Annotated in this window: 16 protein-coding genes; 6 read left to right on the forward strand and 10 right to left on the reverse strand. The window is 52.7% G+C overall.

The window, feature by feature from the left end; genetic code table 11:
• Positions 1-22 precede the first annotated feature (22 nt).
• The gene (locus EG028_RS07540) at positions 23-1066 is read left to right on the forward strand and encodes an MBL fold metallo-hydrolase (protein ID WP_241559048.1); all 1044 of its coding nucleotides are present in this window, start codon (positions 23-25) and stop codon (positions 1064-1066) included.
• Between the two features lie 65 nt (positions 1067-1131).
• Positions 1132-1521, forward strand: a complete 390-nt coding sequence (locus tag EG028_RS07545; RefSeq protein ID WP_120514992.1) for a DoxX family protein — start codon at positions 1132-1134, stop codon at positions 1519-1521.
• 136 nt (positions 1522-1657) lie between these two features.
• On the opposite strand, the gene EG028_RS27815 is transcribed toward EG028_RS07545, so the two are convergent.
• The 4 genes from EG028_RS27815 to EG028_RS07560 form a co-directional block, all read right to left on the reverse strand.
• Positions 1658-2032 (reverse strand): ABC transporter permease, encoded by a 375-nt coding sequence (locus EG028_RS27815; RefSeq protein WP_317127230.1) that lies wholly within the window; start codon positions 2030-2032, stop codon positions 1658-1660.
• A 21-nt stretch (positions 2033-2053) separates the two neighbouring features.
• Positions 2054-4075, reverse strand: a complete 2022-nt coding sequence (locus EG028_RS07550; protein WP_206614360.1) for an ABC transporter permease — start codon at positions 4073-4075, stop codon at positions 2054-2056.
• Between the two features lie 119 nt (positions 4076-4194).
• On the reverse strand, positions 4195-4959 hold the full coding sequence (locus EG028_RS07555; protein ID WP_120514993.1) for a nuclear transport factor 2 family protein: 765 nt from the start codon (positions 4957-4959) through the stop codon (positions 4195-4197).
• A 450-nt stretch (positions 4960-5409) separates the two neighbouring features.
• Positions 5410-5823 (reverse strand): hypothetical protein, encoded by a 414-nt coding sequence (locus EG028_RS07560; protein WP_120514994.1) that lies wholly within the window; start codon positions 5821-5823, stop codon positions 5410-5412.
• A gap of 186 nt (positions 5824-6009) precedes the next feature.
• Between EG028_RS07560 and EG028_RS07565 the strand changes: the two genes are divergently transcribed.
• The 3 genes from EG028_RS07565 to EG028_RS07575 all read left to right on the forward strand — a co-directional run bounded on the left by EG028_RS07565 (position 6010) and on the right by EG028_RS07575 (position 9681).
• Entirely contained in the window at positions 6010-7995 is a 1986-nt protein-coding gene (locus EG028_RS07565) for a sensor histidine kinase (RefSeq protein ID WP_120514995.1), read from the forward strand.
• On the forward strand, positions 7982-8620 hold the full coding sequence (locus EG028_RS07570) for a response regulator transcription factor (protein WP_120514996.1): 639 nt from the start codon (positions 7982-7984) through the stop codon (positions 8618-8620). Before EG028_RS07565 ends, EG028_RS07570 begins: the two co-directional genes overlap by 14 nt.
• Positions 8621-8892: 272 nt before the next feature.
• Positions 8893-9681: an alpha/beta fold hydrolase gene (locus tag EG028_RS07575; RefSeq protein ID WP_120514997.1), complete on the forward strand. Its 789-nt coding sequence runs from the start codon at positions 8893-8895 to the stop codon at positions 9679-9681.
• Positions 9682-9814: 133 nt separating this feature from the next.
• Here the strand turns inward: EG028_RS07575 and EG028_RS07580 are convergent, their stop codons facing one another.
• From EG028_RS07580 to EG028_RS07590, 3 genes are all read right to left on the reverse strand, one after another.
• Positions 9815-11047 carry a multiheme c-type cytochrome gene (locus tag EG028_RS07580; RefSeq protein WP_120514998.1) on the reverse strand — a complete coding sequence of 411 codons (1233 nt, stop codon included), beginning with the start codon at positions 11045-11047 and terminating at the stop codon, positions 9815-9817.
• Between the two features lie 34 nt (positions 11048-11081).
• Positions 11082-11849, reverse strand: a complete 768-nt coding sequence (locus EG028_RS07585) for a hypothetical protein (protein ID WP_123864594.1) — start codon at positions 11847-11849, stop codon at positions 11082-11084.
• Positions 11850-11926: 77 nt separating this feature from the next.
• Positions 11927-13246 carry a hypothetical protein gene (locus tag EG028_RS07590; protein ID WP_120515000.1) on the reverse strand — a complete coding sequence of 440 codons (1320 nt, stop codon included), beginning with the start codon at positions 13244-13246 and terminating at the stop codon, positions 11927-11929.
• 134 nt (positions 13247-13380) lie between these two features.
• Here EG028_RS07590 and EG028_RS07595 point away from each other — a divergent pair, with 134 nt between their 5' ends.
• On the forward strand, positions 13381-14505 hold the full coding sequence (locus EG028_RS07595; protein WP_120515001.1) for a hypothetical protein: 1125 nt from the start codon (positions 13381-13383) through the stop codon (positions 14503-14505).
• 87 nt (positions 14506-14592) lie between these two features.
• On the opposite strand, the gene EG028_RS07600 is transcribed toward EG028_RS07595, so the two are convergent.
• The 3 genes from EG028_RS07600 to EG028_RS07610 all read right to left on the reverse strand — a co-directional run bounded on the left by EG028_RS07600 (position 14593) and on the right by EG028_RS07610 (position 16756).
• The gene (locus tag EG028_RS07600; protein ID WP_120515002.1) at positions 14593-14994 is read right to left on the reverse strand and encodes a RidA family protein; all 402 of its coding nucleotides are present in this window, start codon (positions 14992-14994) and stop codon (positions 14593-14595) included.
• A gap of 99 nt (positions 14995-15093) precedes the next feature.
• Entirely contained in the window at positions 15094-15687 is a 594-nt protein-coding gene (locus tag EG028_RS07605; RefSeq protein ID WP_120515003.1) for a Crp/Fnr family transcriptional regulator, read from the reverse strand.
• A gap of 28 nt (positions 15688-15715) precedes the next feature.
• Positions 15716-16756 (reverse strand): adenylate/guanylate cyclase domain-containing protein, encoded by a 1041-nt coding sequence (locus EG028_RS07610; RefSeq protein WP_120515004.1) that lies wholly within the window; start codon positions 16754-16756, stop codon positions 15716-15718.
• Positions 16757-16852: the final 96 nt, after the last annotated feature.

Consider the following 16852-nt stretch of genomic DNA (forward strand, 5'->3'; position numbering starts at 1 on the left):
CGCTGTCATAACTTTTATATACATGAAACAAAGCAAATTCGGTAAAGCTCCGTCCGGCGAAAGGCTGGAAATGATAAAAAGATCGCCTAACTATAAAGACGGCAAGTTCCAGAACCTCCATCTCACCCCTTCGCTGACGGAAGGTTACAATATTTTTGAAGTGACCTGGGAAGTGCTCTTTAAAAAGTCTCCCCGGCGCAGACCGGTGGACAGCCTGCCTTCCATCAAAACCAACCTGCGGAACATCCCGGCGGACAAAGACGTGCTGGTCTGGTTCGGGCATTCCTCCTACTTCATGCAGATCGATGGCAAACGTATTCTCGTGGATCCCGTTCTGAGTGGAAATGCTTCCCCCATTCCGGGAACCACTACATCTTTTAACGGATCGGATATCTATACCGTGGCGGACCTGCCCGATATCGACTATCTCTTCATTTCCCATGATCATTACGATCACCTGGATTATGAAACCCTCACCAAACTAAGGCCCCGGGTCAGGAAAGTGATCTGCGGCCTGGGCGTGGGCGCTCATTTTGAACATTGGGGGTATACCAAAGACCAGCTGGCGGAAAGGGACTGGCACCAGACCCTGGAGCCGGACAGCGGATTTATCATCCACACCACCCCCGCGCGGCACTTCTCCGGCAGGGGTTTCACCCGGAACAACACGCTATGGATGTCTTACGTGCTGCAAACGCCCACCATGAAAATATACATCGGCGGTGACAGTGGTTATGATACCCACTTTGCGGACATCGGGAACAAGTTCGGCCCTTTCGACCTGGTGATGATAGACAACGGGCAGTACGACATCAAATGGAAATACATCCACACCCAGCCCGCAGAAGCCCTCCAGGCCGCCCACGACCTGAAAGCCAAACGCCTCTTCCCCGTACACTCCTCCAAGTTCATGCTGGCCAATCACCCCTGGGATGAGCCGCTGGCCAAAATATCCGAGCTGAACAAAACCATCGGCATCCCCCTGGTAACGCCCTTTATCGGCGAACAGGTGAACCTGGATGACCCCGGCCAGCAGTTCACACAATGGTGGGTGGGTTTACGCTAAATACCAGTTTACCGGTATTGACGGGCCTGCGGGGATGGTCTACATTCGTGTGAGAAGCACCAAACATGACCAGACCATTCCCTTTCCTGTCGCAGGCACAATCGCTGGTGCTCTTGCGCGTATGCCTGGCGGGCATCTTTCTCGCCCACTCCATCGTGAGAGTAAGCAATGGCACCATCCCCCGGTTTGCCGGCTACCTTGAGAACAAAGGACTGCCGCAGGGCATGGCCCTGGTATGGGGTATTACGGTATTTGAGGTGACCGGCGGCGTGTTGCTGCTGCTGGGGTATTTCACCAGGATCATTTCAGCGGGTTTTATCCTGATGCTCATCGGCGGCATCATCCTGATCCATGCTGAAAAGGGCTGGTTTACCGGCGAACATGGCAGCGGCGGCATCGAATACAGTTTTGTGCTGATCATCGCCTTCCTGGTGACGGCGGCGGCTAAAAAATAAACGCTGACGCAAAGCCCTTACACCAAAGTCCATGTTTTTACTAACGACTGGGACAAATAAATTCCCCGGGCTGTCCTGCATAAAAAAATCCCCGGGCGTTCATTCACCCGGGGATTTCAATATTTTCTCTTTTCTGCTAATCTGCTTTCAGGACTTTCACCGGGTCCGCCAGCGCGGCCTTTATAGCCTGGGCGCTCACGGTCAGCAATGCGATGAACACCGCCAGCAGTCCCGCCAGTGCAAACATCCACCACTGGATGCTGATGTGATACGGGAAGCCGTTCAGCCAGCGGTTCATACCCCACCATGCCAGCGGCGTGGCGATCAGCACGGAAATGAGTACCAGTTTCACGAAGTCCGAAGACAGCAGGCGTACAATGCTCGTAACAGAGCCGCCCAGCACTTTGCGGATACCGATCTCTTTCTGGCGCTGTCCCGCCGCGTATGTTGCCAGGCCAAACAGGCCCAGGCAGGCAATGAGGATCGTGAGCCCGGCAAAGGCGCCGAATATTTTACCAAAACGGTTGTCTTCCTAGTACTGCATGTTAAACGACTGGTCCAGGAAGTTGTAGATAAAAGGCCTGTGCGGCGCCAGGGTGCCCCATATTTTTTCGATTTCGCTCACGGTCCGGCGCACATTATTGCTTTTGATGTGCACGGACAATTTATTCAGGCTTTCACGCGGCGCCAGCCGCATAGCCAGCGGCACTACCTTTTTATGTAAGGATTCGTAGTTAAAATCAGTGACCACGCCCACTACTTTCCCTTTCCGTCCCCACTGGTCGAACTTTTTGCCGATCACTTCTTCAGGGTTCGCATACCCCAATTCACGGGCGGCGGCTTCGTTGATCACCATCGCTTCCTCCGGGTCCGAAGCATAATCGCGGGAATAAGCCCTGCCGGCGGCCATTTTGATATTGTATGCAGGGATGAAGTCCACATCCACTTCATATAGTGAAGGGCTGAAAGATTTCATCGCACCCTCTTTTGATTCTATTTGTGTGCCGGCGTTCGGGAAAAAGTCACCCGGCACCGCGCGTGACGCTGTAACGGAGATCACCGCGGGGTTTTCTTTCAGCGCGGCTTTGGTGGATTTTATCTTTGTCTGCATCACTTCATCCCCACCGAAATCTATTACGAGCACCTGGTCCTGGTTAAATCCAAGATCGCGCGAACGCATGTGTTTCAGTTGCGAATACACGATGGCCGTACCGGCGATAAGCGCCACAGACAAGCTGAACTGTGCTATCACCAATCCTTTCCGCAAAACGATGCCCCTGCCCGAAGGCTTAAAACGGCCCCTGAGCACTTCCACAGGTTTGAACCGCGCCAGCGCCCATGCGGGATAACTTCCCGCCAGCATACCCAGCAGCAAAGGCAGCAGGAAAAGCGCCGCTGTCATACCGGGCGTAAACAGCATGGACAGCCCCATTGCTTTGCCGGACACATTCCGCACCACCGGCAGGAACAGTACAGCCAGGGTTATGCCCGCCAGCACCGCCACCACGGAGATCAGCACAGATTCCGTCAGGAACTGGAACACCAGCCCTTTCTGGTTTGCACCGATCGCTTTCCGTACCCCCACTTCCTTTGCGCGCTCCATCGAACGGGCAGTGGAAAGGTTCATGAAGTTGATACAGGCAATAAGCAATATAAATATCCCGATCACGGAGAAAATATACACGTTGGAAAGGCTGCCGGTTACACCCGGCTGGCGCATGGCTCCGGAATGCAGGTATGCGTCGGCCATCGGTTCGAACATAATGCTGTAGCCTGGTTCATTGGGCGCCTTACGTTTTACAAAAGATGCGGTCCTGGCCTGCATGGCAGCAATGTCCGTTCCTTTATCCACGAGGAAATAAGTATAAAAATCGACATAACCCCAGTTGGAAAACACTTCCGGCCCCCCGAAGCCCCTGAATGTACTCATGGACATCAGGCCGTTGAAATTGAAGTGGGAGTTTTCCGGCACGTCTTCGATCACGCCGGTAACGTTAAAGGTGAATTTGTTTTCCACCTTCAGCTCCTGCCCTACAGGGTTTGTGTCCCCAAAATATTTCCTGGCGGTACTCTGCGTGAGTACGATGCTGAAAGGTGCTTCCAGCGCCGTTTCCCGGTTGCCGTACAACATCTTCCAGGAAAAGATCTGCAGTAAGATGGAATCCGCGAAAGGGATATTGTTTTCCTGGAAACGGTAACCCTGGTGCTGTAACAACAAAGTGAGGGGACTGGTGAACTGCGCCAGTTTTTTGATCTGCGGAAATTCCTGCATCAGCGCGGGCCCGACAGGTGCGTTGCCCCATACCTGGTATTCGGCCGGTTTGGGCGGCGGCAGGGGTTTACCTTCCGGGGCAGGCTGGCGGTAAGCCTGCAGCACGCGGTAGATCTCATTTTTATGCTCATGATACCCGTCATACGACAATTCTCCTTTCACATACAGGGCGATCAGGATACAACAGGCTACTCCCGCCGTAAGGCCGGTCACATTGATGAGCGTATACACCTTGTTACGGGTTAAGCTCCTCCATGCGGTTTTGAAGTAATTTTTAAGCATGCCCGTATGCAGCAAATTAATTGCCATAAAAAGGAACCCGCCGTGGTGGCGGGTTCAAATATTTATGAGGTTCGTGATTGTTCATAACCGGACATATTCCCGTTCGCTAGCGGACGGGGTTATTCCTTCACCAGCTCTTCCGCCAGCTTCCCTTTTTCCATTACGAGCAGTTTGCCGTCTTTGGTGAACTCAAAAACCAGGTCCCGCTCTTTCATAAAAAACGAGCCTTCTTTTTCCGGGTACAAGGTGAACTGCTTGCCATTGGAAGTCATCAGTAGCACGCCCTGCCCTGCCTCTATCACTGATGTGCCGGTTTGTGCGCCTTTATATTTGCCCGCATATGTTTTGAGCGTTTCCTGCGGCAGGGTGATGATTTTGCGGGCGCTCAGGTAGGGTGCCGGTTTGTGATCATAACTGAGTACGCGGGTCATTTTCCATACGCCATCCTGTTTCAGCCAGAGGTGTGTGAACTTTGCCCAGCCGTCGCGGAACTCGGGTTTGTCTTTTTGTTTGACATAAAAATAATGCTCCCCGCTGATGATGGCGCCGTATATGACATTGGACCCGGACATCGGGAATACTGTTACCGTACCGGGTACGGCTTCCCGCCTCAGCCTGTATTCATCCGGTTGTTTGCAGAGGCCGTCTGTCATGGATTTTGCCAGGGCGTCCAGGCCGAGGGTGATGCCGCCTTTGTCGTGGTAGAACTCCACGCTGTCTGAGAAAAAGCCGGTGAAAGTTTTGATATCGCAGGTATTGTAGGATTGCCAGAAGAGGCTGTCCTTTTCGAGGATAAGCGCGGTGAGCTGCTGATTATTGTCCTGCGCTGATAAACTTCCGGCGGAGATGACCGACAGAAAAACGGGAAATAAATACTTCTTCATGAGAATGACGGATTAATTCGCCACAATATAATCCGAAACATAGTACTATTTATTACATAGTACTATAAAACATACACCTGACTGATGATCGGCAATATGGATGGATGAGCGGAATGACAATGCCATTTAAACCAAAAAATAAGGCTATTAATCCGCCTCTTTTGCCCAAAATAAGCGCGAGGTGCATCCGCAAAATTTCAACCCCTTAAATCGCCTGTAATGAGAGAAAAAAGTCTAACCGGCCTCTAACCTACGTCTAACCTAGGTAAAAACCCGGTCTAACCGGCCTCTAACCTACCTCTAACCGGCCTTGAACCTACGTCCCCTTTTTTTCATACAATCCCGGGCATTTTACCGGAAAAATACCCGTTAACCATGCAGAAATGTCATAAAAAAAATGCCTTGAAGAGATCAAGGCATTCTGTTTTTACTGTGGATTGGGGTTTCCGTTTACTGAAAAACATATGCGGTAGCGCCTGTAACCAAAGTAGTTCCCTGGAAGGTCTGGCTGCTTACAACCTTATCATCTACGCGTATTTCCAGCTCCATCGTTCCTCCCACGTCTGCATATCCTGAAATTGCGATATCATCCCGGAGATTGACTGTTCGTTTGAACTTCACGCTGAAAGGCAGGGTGGCGTCCTCCAGCGTGGTTCTCCCGCCTGTTGCGTTGTTGTATATAATGTCGGCTTTTATCATCGCCGCCGTCGGCGTTTTTACCCTGAATTCGATGTTCACTTCTTTGGGCCATCCGGCCCTGGGATCGGCCGGATTGTCTTTACAGGATGAGGTTAACAATGTAACAGTCGCAAAAATGGTGAAAAGGCCGGCAAGGCGTTTCCTTTTAAGTAAAAGGTGCTTCATCGATGTATGTTTAGGATTAATTTCTCTGCAACCAGGTGGGGATAGTTAGGACTATTTACTATTGCAAAGGTATCCGCGACCACAGCTTCCATCAATACCGCCAAACGTGGAATTTCATCTACCGGTTTTCCGGTATATTCGCCGTACCGGAAACTATTATTGAACATTTATTGTTTATTTGCCCTTATGAAACGAACTATATGCCTGGCCTGCTTCGTCGTATGTGCTTCCCTGTGGGGCAGTGCGCAGGCCCAGAAGAGCAGCAGGTATGCAGACAGTCTCCTGCTCATCACGCGGCAATCCTCATCGGACAGCAGCAAGGCGGCCGCCCACCTGCTTCTTTCATACTTTTATGTTTTCCGCGATCCCGCACAGGCCCGCCAGCACCTGGACCAGGGGCGCAAAACCGGCGCGGCTTATCCTTTACTCCATGCCCTTTCCTATTATTACGGCGGCGTACTGTTCTATGGCGCATCGGACCCCGTAAAAAGCGAAGCCTCTTTTCTGAAGGCAGACAGCCTGCTCAGCAGGATCAACACCAAAGAATCCATCAGCTTCCGTTCCAAATCATGGCGGAACATCGGTATACTCAGGCAGGCCTCCGGCGATGAAGAAGGCTTTGCCGATATCCTTATCCACAAAGCCATCCCCCTGGCCCAACAGGCCGGGGACAGTATGGCCGTGGGTAAAAACTACCTGGACCTTTCCCTCGTGTTCAAAAACACCATGCAATACAGCAAAGCCACAGGTTACATATTGCAGTCCATCAACGTGTTCCGGCCAAACCAGGCTATAGGCGACCTGATCGTGGCGTACAACACCGGCGCGGAAAACTATGTGCTGGACAAAAAATACCCCGAAGCCAGAACGATGCTGGACAGCGCCTGGAAACTCCTGAAAGACTACCCGGCCAAAGAAATGTACATCGATTATTACACCGCCGAAAGCATGTATTACGATGAAACAAAGGACTTCAAAAAGTCGCTGGCGAGTATAGACAAAGGTGTCGCACTCGCCAAAGAGTACAACAAACGTTACGAGGAACAGCGCCTGCTGTTACAGAAATTTTACACGCATTACAACCAGAACGATTATACAAATGCCCGGCAGGTGCTCATCTACCTGGCAGAGCAGCCTGAAATGATGGGCACGATCACCAACCGGCTGCAGGTGTTCAACGGCCTCGCCGAAACCAACGCGGGCCTGGGCAATATGCCACTGGCCTACAGCTGGCTGAAACGTTACAGCCAGCTCAGCGACAGCGTGAATGAAAGCAAACTCACCAACGACATCCATGCGCTGGAGATCAAATTCAATTCACAGGAAAAACAAAAGGAGATCGCCGCGCTGAAAATAGAACGGGAAAGGGCCGCGCTCTCCGCCAAAAACAACCGCCTGATCAATTGGCTGCTGGGCACGGCCAGTATGCTCCTGCTGGTGGTAGCCGCATTCTCCTACCTGTTTTACCGCAACAATAAAAAACTCTCCGAGCAGCAGCGGCTCAATCACCGCCAGCAGCTCAAGGAAATAGAACAGCAGCAGCAGATCCATTTCAGCCAGGCCATGCTGCAGGGCGAGGAACGCGAGCGCCGGAGAGTGGCCGGGGACCTGCACGACGGCCTTGGCGGCATGCTGGCAGGGGTAAAGATGAACCTCACGGGCCTGAGCACTTCCACCGCCGGCAACGGTTCCGAGCTGCATAAAGTGATCGGCCAGCTGGACTCCTCCATTAGCGAACTGCGCCGCATAGCGCGGAACATGATGCCCGAAGCGCTCCTGAAGTTCGGGCTGGACATTGCGCTGAAAGACCTTTGCGGCTCCATGATGAGCGAAGCGGTCAAAATAGATTTCCAGTCGTTCGGCATCGAAGACGATATTCCGCAGGACACGCAGGTGACCATTTACCGCATCGTGCAGGAGCTGCTCTCTAATGCCATCCGCCACGCACAGGCCACTCATATACTCGTGCAATGCAGTCAGAACAGCGGCACTTTCCTGGTGACCATCGAAGACAACGGCAAAGGTTTTGACACGTCACTGGTATCACAGGCCAAAGGCATCGGGCTGGGGAATGTAAAAAGACGCGTGGATTATCTTCATGGGAACATGGAAATTGTATCCGCTGAAAACGAAGGCACCACTATAAATATTGAACTGAATGTTGGAGAATGATAAAATTACGCTCGCCATCGTGGACGATCACCCGGTGGTTATTGAGGGCCTGCAGAAGCTGCTCGAAAATAAAGAAGTGATCCGCATTGCGGGGAGCTTTACTTCGGGCAACGGTTTTCTTGGTTTTTTAAGATCGAACCGGGTGGACATTGTATTGCTCGATATCACCCTGCCTGACGCGAACGGCCTGGACCTCTGCAAGGAGATCAAACAGCTCTCCCCTTCCACCTGTGTGCTGGCGCTCAGCAACCACAGCGAGCGCAGCATCATTATGCAGATGCTGCAAAACGGCGCCAGCGGTTACCTGCTGAAAAACGCTTCCGGCGAGGAACTGATGAACTGCATCAACGAGGCGCTTAGCGGTCAGGTAACGTTCAGCCGGGAAGTAAAAGAGATCATCGCGCGGCCGGGCGTAAGCGAACTGAAACAGCTGCCGCAGCTCACCCGCCGGGAAAAGGAAATACTGCACCTGATCTCCGATGGCAAAACCACGGCCGGCATTGCGGAAGAGCTGTCCCTGAGCCCGCTCACGGTGGAAACGCACCGGCGGAACCTGTTACAGAAGTTTGAAGTAAAAAATGTGGCGGCGCTGATCAAAATGGCGGCGCAGCAGGGGTTGTTGTGAGGCCAGGTATTCTATGCCGAAATATCGTTATTTTCTTTCGCGTAGAATGCCCTGGTTGAAATTATATCCTCCATCAGTCTCTCATTGTTGAATTGCCAATAGTTTTATTGGCACAAATACATACCACTAACTTTATTGGCAAGTGTATTTCCCAACTTTTTTATTGATAACCCCATTTCACCATCATTACACACGATCCGGATATTGATGCCCCATGGCAAGCAACCTAGCTTTGTCATTCACCCGGCTACGGCCTGAAAAAATTCATCACAATGAAAAAAAGAACCCTTTTCCGGAACAGCGCGCTGATCTCCAGATGCCTCGCCGTGCTGCTTCTTCTCGTCCTGCAAACCGGCCTTGCCATGGGCCAAAGCCACCTCAAAGACATCGTGCTGGTACACGGCGCATTTGCCGACGGCTCCGGCTGGGAGGCTGTATACCAGATCCTCTCCAAAAAAGGTTACAAAGTACACGTGGTGGGCAATCCCAACACCGGCCTGCCGGATGATGTGGCAGCTGTAAACCGTGTGCTGGACAAAATCACGGAACCCGTAGTGCTGGTAGGCCACTCCTATGGCGGCGCCATCATCACCGAAGCCGGCAATCACCCGCGCGTGGCCGGCCTCGTGTACATCTCCGCTTTTGCGCCCGATGCGAACGAACCGCTGCTCAAGCTCCTGGAAGCCGCGCCTCCCACTCCCAAATCAGGCTTCCTGCCCCCGGACAAGGATGGTTACATCTGGTACGACAAAGCCAAGTACCACGCTGGTTTCTGCGGAGATCTCCCGAAGGACAAAGCCGCCTTCCTGGCGGACTCCCAGGTGCCTGTATCAGCTACCGTATTTGGCGCCGTGATCGCCAACCCCGCCTGGAAATCAAAAAAGAGCTGGTATGTGGTAGCCACGCAGGATGAAACGATCCACCCGGACGGGCAGCGTTTTATGGCCAAACGTATCGGCGCTACGGTTACCGAGATAAAAGCCAGTCACCTGGTGTTTATGAGCCAGCCCAAAGCCACCACCGAGGTAATTGAAACCGCTGCGGCGGCCCTCGCCAAATGATCTTCATAGTGTGAATCCATTGTAAACCCTGTTCTATGCCTGTGTTTCTTCACGGGCATAGAACTTCTTATTTACAGCCGGTCTTGTTATTAACCAACCGAAGCTCCTTGCTGTTTTCCCGGTAGTTTTTGTCTTATTGTTTTTTCAGCATACTGATGATCCGCTCCGTTTCTTCCGGGTAGATCGTGATCAGGTGAGTACGGATGGAATCGGGCGTGGGATTGGCGGCGCCGTTCGTCAGTAAGGTGATGGCATTGCTGGGGAGCGCCGGCATGTGGCAATCGACGCAGTTCTGCGAAAGCGTGGCCACGGGAAGGGTTTTCAGCGTGCAGAAGTTTGCGCCGCCCGCCTGGTGACAGTTCATACAACGCTGTGAGAACATCTGCATATTACCTGTTTCACGGGTATGCGGATTATGACAATTGGAGCAGTTCATCTCCCTGCTTTGTATAAAACATTTGCTGGCGGTGAACAGCTGGTATTGATTCCCGTGAACGTCCAGCGAAGTGGCTTTGGCAGGTGTGCCTATTTCAGGTAAAAAATAATCCGTGAGGTCGTCTCCCGGTTTAAAATCAAATACAGATTGCTGCGCCGTACTCAACCCGGAATGGCACAATGCGCACTGGTCCAGCCGCTGCTGGTTTGCCAGGGCCCTGATGCGCGTGATATGCCTCGCCTGTTTTTCCCGGGGATGCTCCGTATGATAATCCACATGCGCGGCGGCGGGGCCATGGCAGCGCTGGCAGTCTATACCGTACACCGTCTGGTTTTTATGAAAGGTTTCCGTTACCTGCAAGCCTTTGATCTCCGCTTCTTTGATGCCTACCGACGAGGTATGACAGCCGAAACAGGCGCTGGGTATCACCCTGTCAAACTTGGGATGGGTGGGCGGGAAACCCGGGCTGTTTGCCCATTGATGTGCCCCGACAAGATAGGATACCGGCAGCTGGAAAAACTTACCATCGTTCCAGTACAAAAACGTCTGCGCCTTTTTACCGGAGCCGATGGCAATATCAAAACGATGTGTTTCCCGCAATGTATCTTTATCGTAGCCGGACTGGTAGAGCCCGCTGTCCCGTTTCTCCATTACTACGGTCTTATCGTCCGTATAATGATAGATGTTGCCGGGCGCTGTAAAGCTGCCCATGACGGTTTGCGCGTTTGCTTCTGCGGATGTGTTGTGGTGGGCTGTGTTGAGATAAGCGTCATACACCGTCTTATGACAGGTCGCGCAGGAGGCCTGGCTGGCATATTGTTCCCCGCGTAAGTCCGTTTCTTTTTTTTCGGGGCCGGTGCCGATGCACCGGGAGAGGACTATCACGCAGGAAATGATAAAGCCGCAAACAAAGGCCTGGCGCTTGTTCATAGACGTTGGAATTATCCTTAAATATACAAATCTATTATTGCTTCCCTTCCAGCATTTGTTCGATCTTCTCCAGCTTCTTTTTCAGCAGTTCGTTTTCTTTTTTCAGTGCTATCATATACAAAGTAAGCTCCTCGATCTTCTCCATGTGTATCTTCTGCATATCCCCAAGGTCGATGCCGTTCTGTTCTATTTCTTCAGCGGAAGGCACGCCTGGCAGGTGTTTGTGCTTGCTGATAAACTGTTCCAGTTCCTGCATGGTGGGCAGGCGGTAATCTTTTTCAAATACATAATCCGCCCAGGAAGCCTGCGTCACCACTACTTTACGGGCGCCGATGGTGCCTTCCACGGCCAGTTTGTACAGCGAGGTATTAACAGTGCCGATGCCTACATTGCCGCTTTTGATGGTATTGCGCGGGGAAGCCAGCAGTACATCCCCGGTGTTCTTAAACACCAGCGGAGCTAAATACCCTGTTCCCTGCAATATGCTGTAAAACTCCAGTGTGGAAGAACCTGCAGTACCGGAAAAGAAACCATCGTTCCTGTGGGAAATATTCCATTGCACAGGCGTATAGGTAGCGAAGCCGTTGGTTGACTTAACTTTAAATTGGACATCTGAATAAGCACCGACAGCATCACCCATTATCAGGATACCATCACGAATACCACCGGCGTCAATCGTCAGTTTAGTGGTAGGCGTTAGTGTGCCGAGGCCCATGGCTCCGTTTGGTGGGAAAGTGTTGGTTTGCGCAAAACTCAAAGCCGCCATGCACGTCATGGCCGAAAACAATACAATAAACTTCATACAATAGGTTTAGGGAATATGGGTTACATTTTTGCCATTACTCCGGTTAACGATGGGCCTAAAATAATTCTCTTTTCCTATTTTCCCAACTTCACATTCCGCACCCGCCCCGTTCCCTTGAACCGGAACGTGACGCCCACGATCTCCATATCTTCCGCCACCGTAGCCTGGTATGCCGGCCGGTTGTCCACCCGTATGGTCACCAGCCCGTCTTTCGCATCGCAGCTTACTTTTGTCCAGCGGGAAAGATCGGTGCCCAGGCCGGACAGGTCGTGTTCTTTGCCGGAAACAAAGCGGTCCACCATCAGCATGTTCAGATCGGACACGCAGCCTACCCCCGCCAGCGGGATGGTGATGGCGCTGCCCTCGCAGAGGATATTTATCTCTGTATGGCGGCATACGGCTGAGCCTTCGCCGTAATCGTTCACCACTTCGGCTTCAAACGAAAAGTTCTTAACACCCAGGGAATCCCAGCCGCCTACCTTGCTATACCTTACCCAGGGCGCCTCCGGCTGCATGGGAATATTTTTTTCTTTGATCTGCGCTTCGCTGATGCCCATCTCATTCCCGTTCCGGGTTTCTTTTTCATCGAAATACACCGGCACTTCCGGTTGCTCGATCATCGGCAGCCAGCCTTTGGTGGTGATCAGGAGGCGGTGTTTTTTTACTACTGTGCCGTTCACCACCAGCCGGGCATTGTAGTTGCCCGGATAATAATACACGGACGTCGCCTTGTGCTGAGACCTGGATACCCTGAACCGTTTGGTGGGGTCCCAGTTCTGCTGGATAAAGATGGAATCGTCCGGGGCGGCGGATGCGTCGTAATCAAAGATCACTGAATTCGGAACGCCTTCTGTCACGGTCTTACGGCTGGAGAATTGATATACTTCCGCGGACGGCTCATCGGCCACCGCTACCGCCTTTTTATTGCGGATGGAGTTAAACCCGAGAATAGCGATGATACCCACCGCGCCGAGGCCGAGCACAGCCCATACATACCTGCCCTTCGGCACCCGTGCGTTCATTGCGGGAATATTCATAGCACTTCCGGCAGCGGGTTCATTTTCCTCCAGGGAAACTCCGACCGTATCATTCTCCCGGTCTTTCAAACCGCCCTTCTTCTCTTCATGTTGCCTGAATGCCCTCCAATGTTCAAACCCCAGGTATTGCACCAACGTATTGAGCGTGGTGACGGTAGGCGCGCTGTCATATTTCACCCTCCCCCAGATGCGTTTGAGCGTGGTGCTGCTGAGCGTCACACCGGTGGCTTCGAGGATGGTTTCGGAGAGGTTTTCAAAGTCCTGGTTCGACCATATGGCACCGGCGCCCCAGCCCAACTTATCTTCTATCGCCGCGCAACAGGCTGCCAGGTAAAGCGCATCACTATTGTTTTTCATTGATATTCAATTTATTATCTCCGTGTATGAAGTTGCACGAAGTTGAAACGGGTTTGGAATGCCACCCTTCTTCAATCTTTCAACCTTTGGCCTGGTCGTTTCCGTCCGCATTCAAAGTTTAAAAAAATATCGATATGAAAAAAGTTATGCTCGCACTGGCCCTCTTTCCTTCCGCCCTTTCTTTACAAGCCCAGAAAAAAACACCCGCCGAAGTGCGAATTCCCATGACGCCCGAGCGCTGGGAAGTGAAACCCGGCACGGCTACTTTTACGGAATTTAAAGCCAAACCGGCCATCCAGCTGCTCACGCAATCCGATCCGGTCGTGGTAAAAGATCTTACTTTCACCAGTGGTACCATTGAGTTTGACTGGGCCCCGGACGGCCCCTTTTTCGCCGGTCTTTATTTCCGCCGCAAAGACACGCTCGAACTGGAATGTTTTTACCTCCGCATGCACGTTGAAGGCGTGGCCAATGCCATGCAGGCCGTACAATACGCTCCTTTTATAGACGGGGTAAACCTTTGGGACCTGCTGCCGGGCTACCAGGGCCCCGCCGCCTGCAAAAAGAACGAATGGAACCACATCAAACTGGTAATATCCGGCGCGCGGATGATCGCTTATGTGAACGATATGGAACATCCCGCCATCCATGTGCCGCAGCTGCAGGGCAATACCCGCTCAGGGGGCCTGGCATTTGACGGCGCAGGCAAGATCGCCAATCTCGTGATCAGGCCGGACCAGGTGGACGGCCTCAACCCCGAGCCGGAACCAGACCCTGTGTACAACGATCCGCGTTATCTCCGCAAATGGCAGATCACCCAACCAAAAGACCTTCCCGTGGGCCAGGAACCATTTGATGCCAAAGCGCCGGAACTGAAGGAAACATGGACGCCCATAGCGGCGGAACGCCTGGGACTGGTGAACATCACGCGGCTGTATGGCAAAAGCGCCAGCCGCCGGCTGGTATGGCTGAAGGTGAAACTGAAATCCCCGCAGGCGCAGATCCGCCACGTAGACCTGGGCTTCAGCGACGAAATATGGATCTATCTCAACGGCCGCCCTTTGTACACAGATAAAAACATCTTTAGCACACCGGCCGGTAAACAGCCCCTTGGCCGCCTTTCCCTGGAAAACGCACGTTTTGACCTTCCGCTGATACAGGGCGAAAACGAAATCCTGGTAGGCATCGCCAATAGCTTCTATGGCTGGGGACTGGTAGCCCGGCTGGACATGATGGAAGGTATTGAAGTGCTGCAATAAATAATAAGGCCCGCTATGACAAAGCCCTGCCCTCAAACCGGGCAGGGCTTTACGTTTCTTATTACCGCTCCCCAGCCCGGATACAGCCTATCGCTCTGCTGCTTCGTCAGCTACCGCAATTGCTTCTATTTCGATCAGGGCATCGGGGGAATACAGGGAAGACACTTCCACGATCGTGTCCGCCGGGTACGGCGCGGTGAAATATCTGCCGCGCAGCTCCACTATTTTGTTGAAATTCTCCATGCTGCGCAAAAAGATCGTCACCTTGATGACGTTCTTCAGGCTGGAGCCGCCGGCTTCCAGTACCTTTTGAAGGTTCTCGAATGTTTTTTCCGCCTGGATATCGAAGTTGCCGATCCCGGCCAGCTGCCCGCTGCCATCTATGGCAGTCTGCCCTGAAATAAACAGCAGGTCGCCGGCGCGGTAGCCCTGTGCGAGACGGTAAGGTTTATACGGATCGGGTGTAATGGCGATGTTTGTGATTTTCATGATGCTGAATTTTATACCACAAAATTATCGCGGGCTGCGCTGCCGGAAGTTCAGGCAGTTGAAGAAACGGCGTTAAACTGGTTTAATTTCCCGCCCGTTTTACCTTTCCATCCGTTTTTTGCGGAGCTGGCTCATGAACACGGGCGTCATGCCGAGGTAGGAAGCGAGATGTTTCTGCGGCACCCTCGCCGCGATAGCAGGATAACGTTTCAGGAAGGCTTCGTACCGCTCCATGGCCGTACGGCTGATGCCGCTGAGGATACGTTCGTTCTGCGCGAGGTACGCGTTCTGGTGCAGTATCCTGAAAAAGCGCTCAAAGGCGGGTATTTCGCGGTAAAGCCGTTCGAGGGACGCAAGGTCCAGCTGGAGCGTTTCCACCGGTTCAAGGGCTTCTATGTTCGTTTGTGAGGGGGTATGATGAAGGAAGCTGCCGAAGTCAGAGATCCACCAGTCTTCGATGGCAAAATGCAGCACATGTTCCTGGCCGTCGGCGTCCGTAATGTAGGAGCGCAGGCAGCCGGACACGATAAAACTTTCGTAGCGGCATATATCCCCGGCCTGTACCAGGAACTGGCGGCGTAATAGTTTCCTGGGCTTCAGCAGGCTGGTGAACAGCTGTTGCTCCTCCTGCGTAAGGCTGATATGTTTTGCCACATGTGCCAGTATTTTGTCGAACATCCGCGCGGTATCCATAGGCCCGAAAATAAAGGATTTCCGGCAATCACGCCAGGGCGGACGGCCGCAGCGCCACCAGCAGCATTTCTTTTTCTTTACCCCGCAGTTTGATGCTGCCCAGCGTCCGCGCCTCAAAATGCCCGTTGATCCGCAGCTCCGCCATCAGGTCGCCGGAAGCGATCACCTCCGCATTATATTCCTTACACAGGCCCTGTATACGCGAAGTGGTATTCAGCACATCGCCGGAATAGGTAATATCTCTTTTGATAATACCTACCTCACCCGCCACTACTTTGCCGGAGTGAATGCCCGCCTTAAATACCGGCATCACGCCATAACGGGCCAGGTACTTTTCCCGCATGCCCTCCAGCCGCAGTTTGATGTCAAAAAAACACTGGATGCATTGGCTGTTCTCCACCCCTTCTTCATACTTCCAGGCGACGATCACTTCGTCGCCCACGTACTGGTAGATCTCCCCCCGGTTGTCCAGGATGGGATTGGTGATATCGGTGAACAGGTCTTTCAGGAAAGCGTGATATTTTTTATCCCCCAGCTTCTCCGCAATGGTGGTGGAAGAGTTCAGGTCGAGGAACATAAAGATGCGGCGTTCTTCCCGCGGGGTATTGTAACGGCCGCGGACGATGTTCCAGAACACGCCGGGCCCGAATTTACTGTTGATCTGCAGCAGCAGTTGCGTAACGGCCACCACCACGCCCCATACCACCGCGCTTTTGAACATCCGGGCTTTGTCCGGGCTGGCCACGGCGCTCAGGATAATGGTAATAACGCCGATCACCAGCAAAAACCCGATGGTCACCACGAGAATGGTATACCCGTAGGACTTGTCCTGGAACTTTTCATGCACATAAAACACGAGGATGCTGCCGCCGAGCAGCGCGCCGATCAGGCCCGCCATCATGCTGACAATAACGGCTTTCATAAAGGAATAGTCCGCTGCCGGGCCGGCGGAATTGCCGGTATGCAACACAAGATAGTCGTACACCGCTATCAGGAACCCGATAACCAGCCAGGTGACCACTATCATGCCCAACTGCCGCAGTTTGATGTGGGTTCTTCGGTTAAGCATAGCACAGGTAGTTGATGCTTTCCAATTTATTGATTTCCCGCTGATTTGGGGAGCGGGACGAGAATGTTGGCCCAATCCACCCGGTTGACGGATTTG

It is taken from the genome of Chitinophaga barathri (assembly GCF_003807585.1).
Classification (GTDB): domain Bacteria; phylum Bacteroidota; class Bacteroidia; order Chitinophagales; family Chitinophagaceae; genus Chitinophaga; species Chitinophaga barathri.

Bases quoted from the DNA above. Each gene is read 5' to 3' on its own strand.
- EG028_RS07590 (WP_120515000.1), bottom strand. From the start codon at position 13,246: ATGAAAAACAATAGTGATGCGCTTTACCTGGCAGCCTGTTGCGCGGCG.
- EG028_RS07565 (WP_120514995.1), top strand. From the start codon at position 6,010: ATGAAACGAACTATATGCCTGGCCTGCTTCGTCGTATGTGCTTCCCTG.
- EG028_RS07545 (WP_120514992.1), top strand. From the start codon at position 1,132: ATGACCAGACCATTCCCTTTCCTGTCGCAGGCACAATCGCTGGTGCTC.
- EG028_RS07560 (WP_120514994.1), bottom strand. From the start codon at position 5,823: ATGAAGCACCTTTTACTTAAAAGGAAACGCCTTGCCGGCCTTTTCACC.
- EG028_RS07600 (WP_120515002.1), bottom strand. From the start codon at position 14,994: ATGAAAATCACAAACATCGCCATTACACCCGATCCGTATAAACCTTAC.
- EG028_RS07585 (WP_123864594.1), bottom strand. From the start codon at position 11,849: ATGAAGTTTATTGTATTGTTTTCGGCCATGACGTGCATGGCGGCTTTG.
- EG028_RS07550 (WP_206614360.1), bottom strand. From the start codon at position 4,075: ATGCTTAAAAATTACTTCAAAACCGCATGGAGGAGCTTAACCCGTAAC.
- EG028_RS07575 (WP_120514997.1), top strand. From the start codon at position 8,893: ATGAAAAAAAGAACCCTTTTCCGGAACAGCGCGCTGATCTCCAGATGC.
- EG028_RS07580 (WP_120514998.1), bottom strand. From the start codon at position 11,047: ATGAACAAGCGCCAGGCCTTTGTTTGCGGCTTTATCATTTCCTGCGTG.
- EG028_RS07540 (WP_241559048.1), top strand. From the start codon at position 23: ATGAAACAAAGCAAATTCGGTAAAGCTCCGTCCGGCGAAAGGCTGGAA.
- EG028_RS07605 (WP_120515003.1), bottom strand. From the start codon at position 15,687: ATGGATACCGCGCGGATGTTCGACAAAATACTGGCACATGTGGCAAAA.
- EG028_RS07610 (WP_120515004.1), bottom strand. From the start codon at position 16,756: ATGCTTAACCGAAGAACCCACATCAAACTGCGGCAGTTGGGCATGATA.
- EG028_RS07595 (WP_120515001.1), top strand. From the start codon at position 13,381: ATGAAAAAAGTTATGCTCGCACTGGCCCTCTTTCCTTCCGCCCTTTCT.
- EG028_RS07570 (WP_120514996.1), top strand. From the start codon at position 7,982: ATGTTGGAGAATGATAAAATTACGCTCGCCATCGTGGACGATCACCCG.
- EG028_RS07555 (WP_120514993.1), bottom strand. From the start codon at position 4,959: ATGAAGAAGTATTTATTTCCCGTTTTTCTGTCGGTCATCTCCGCCGGA.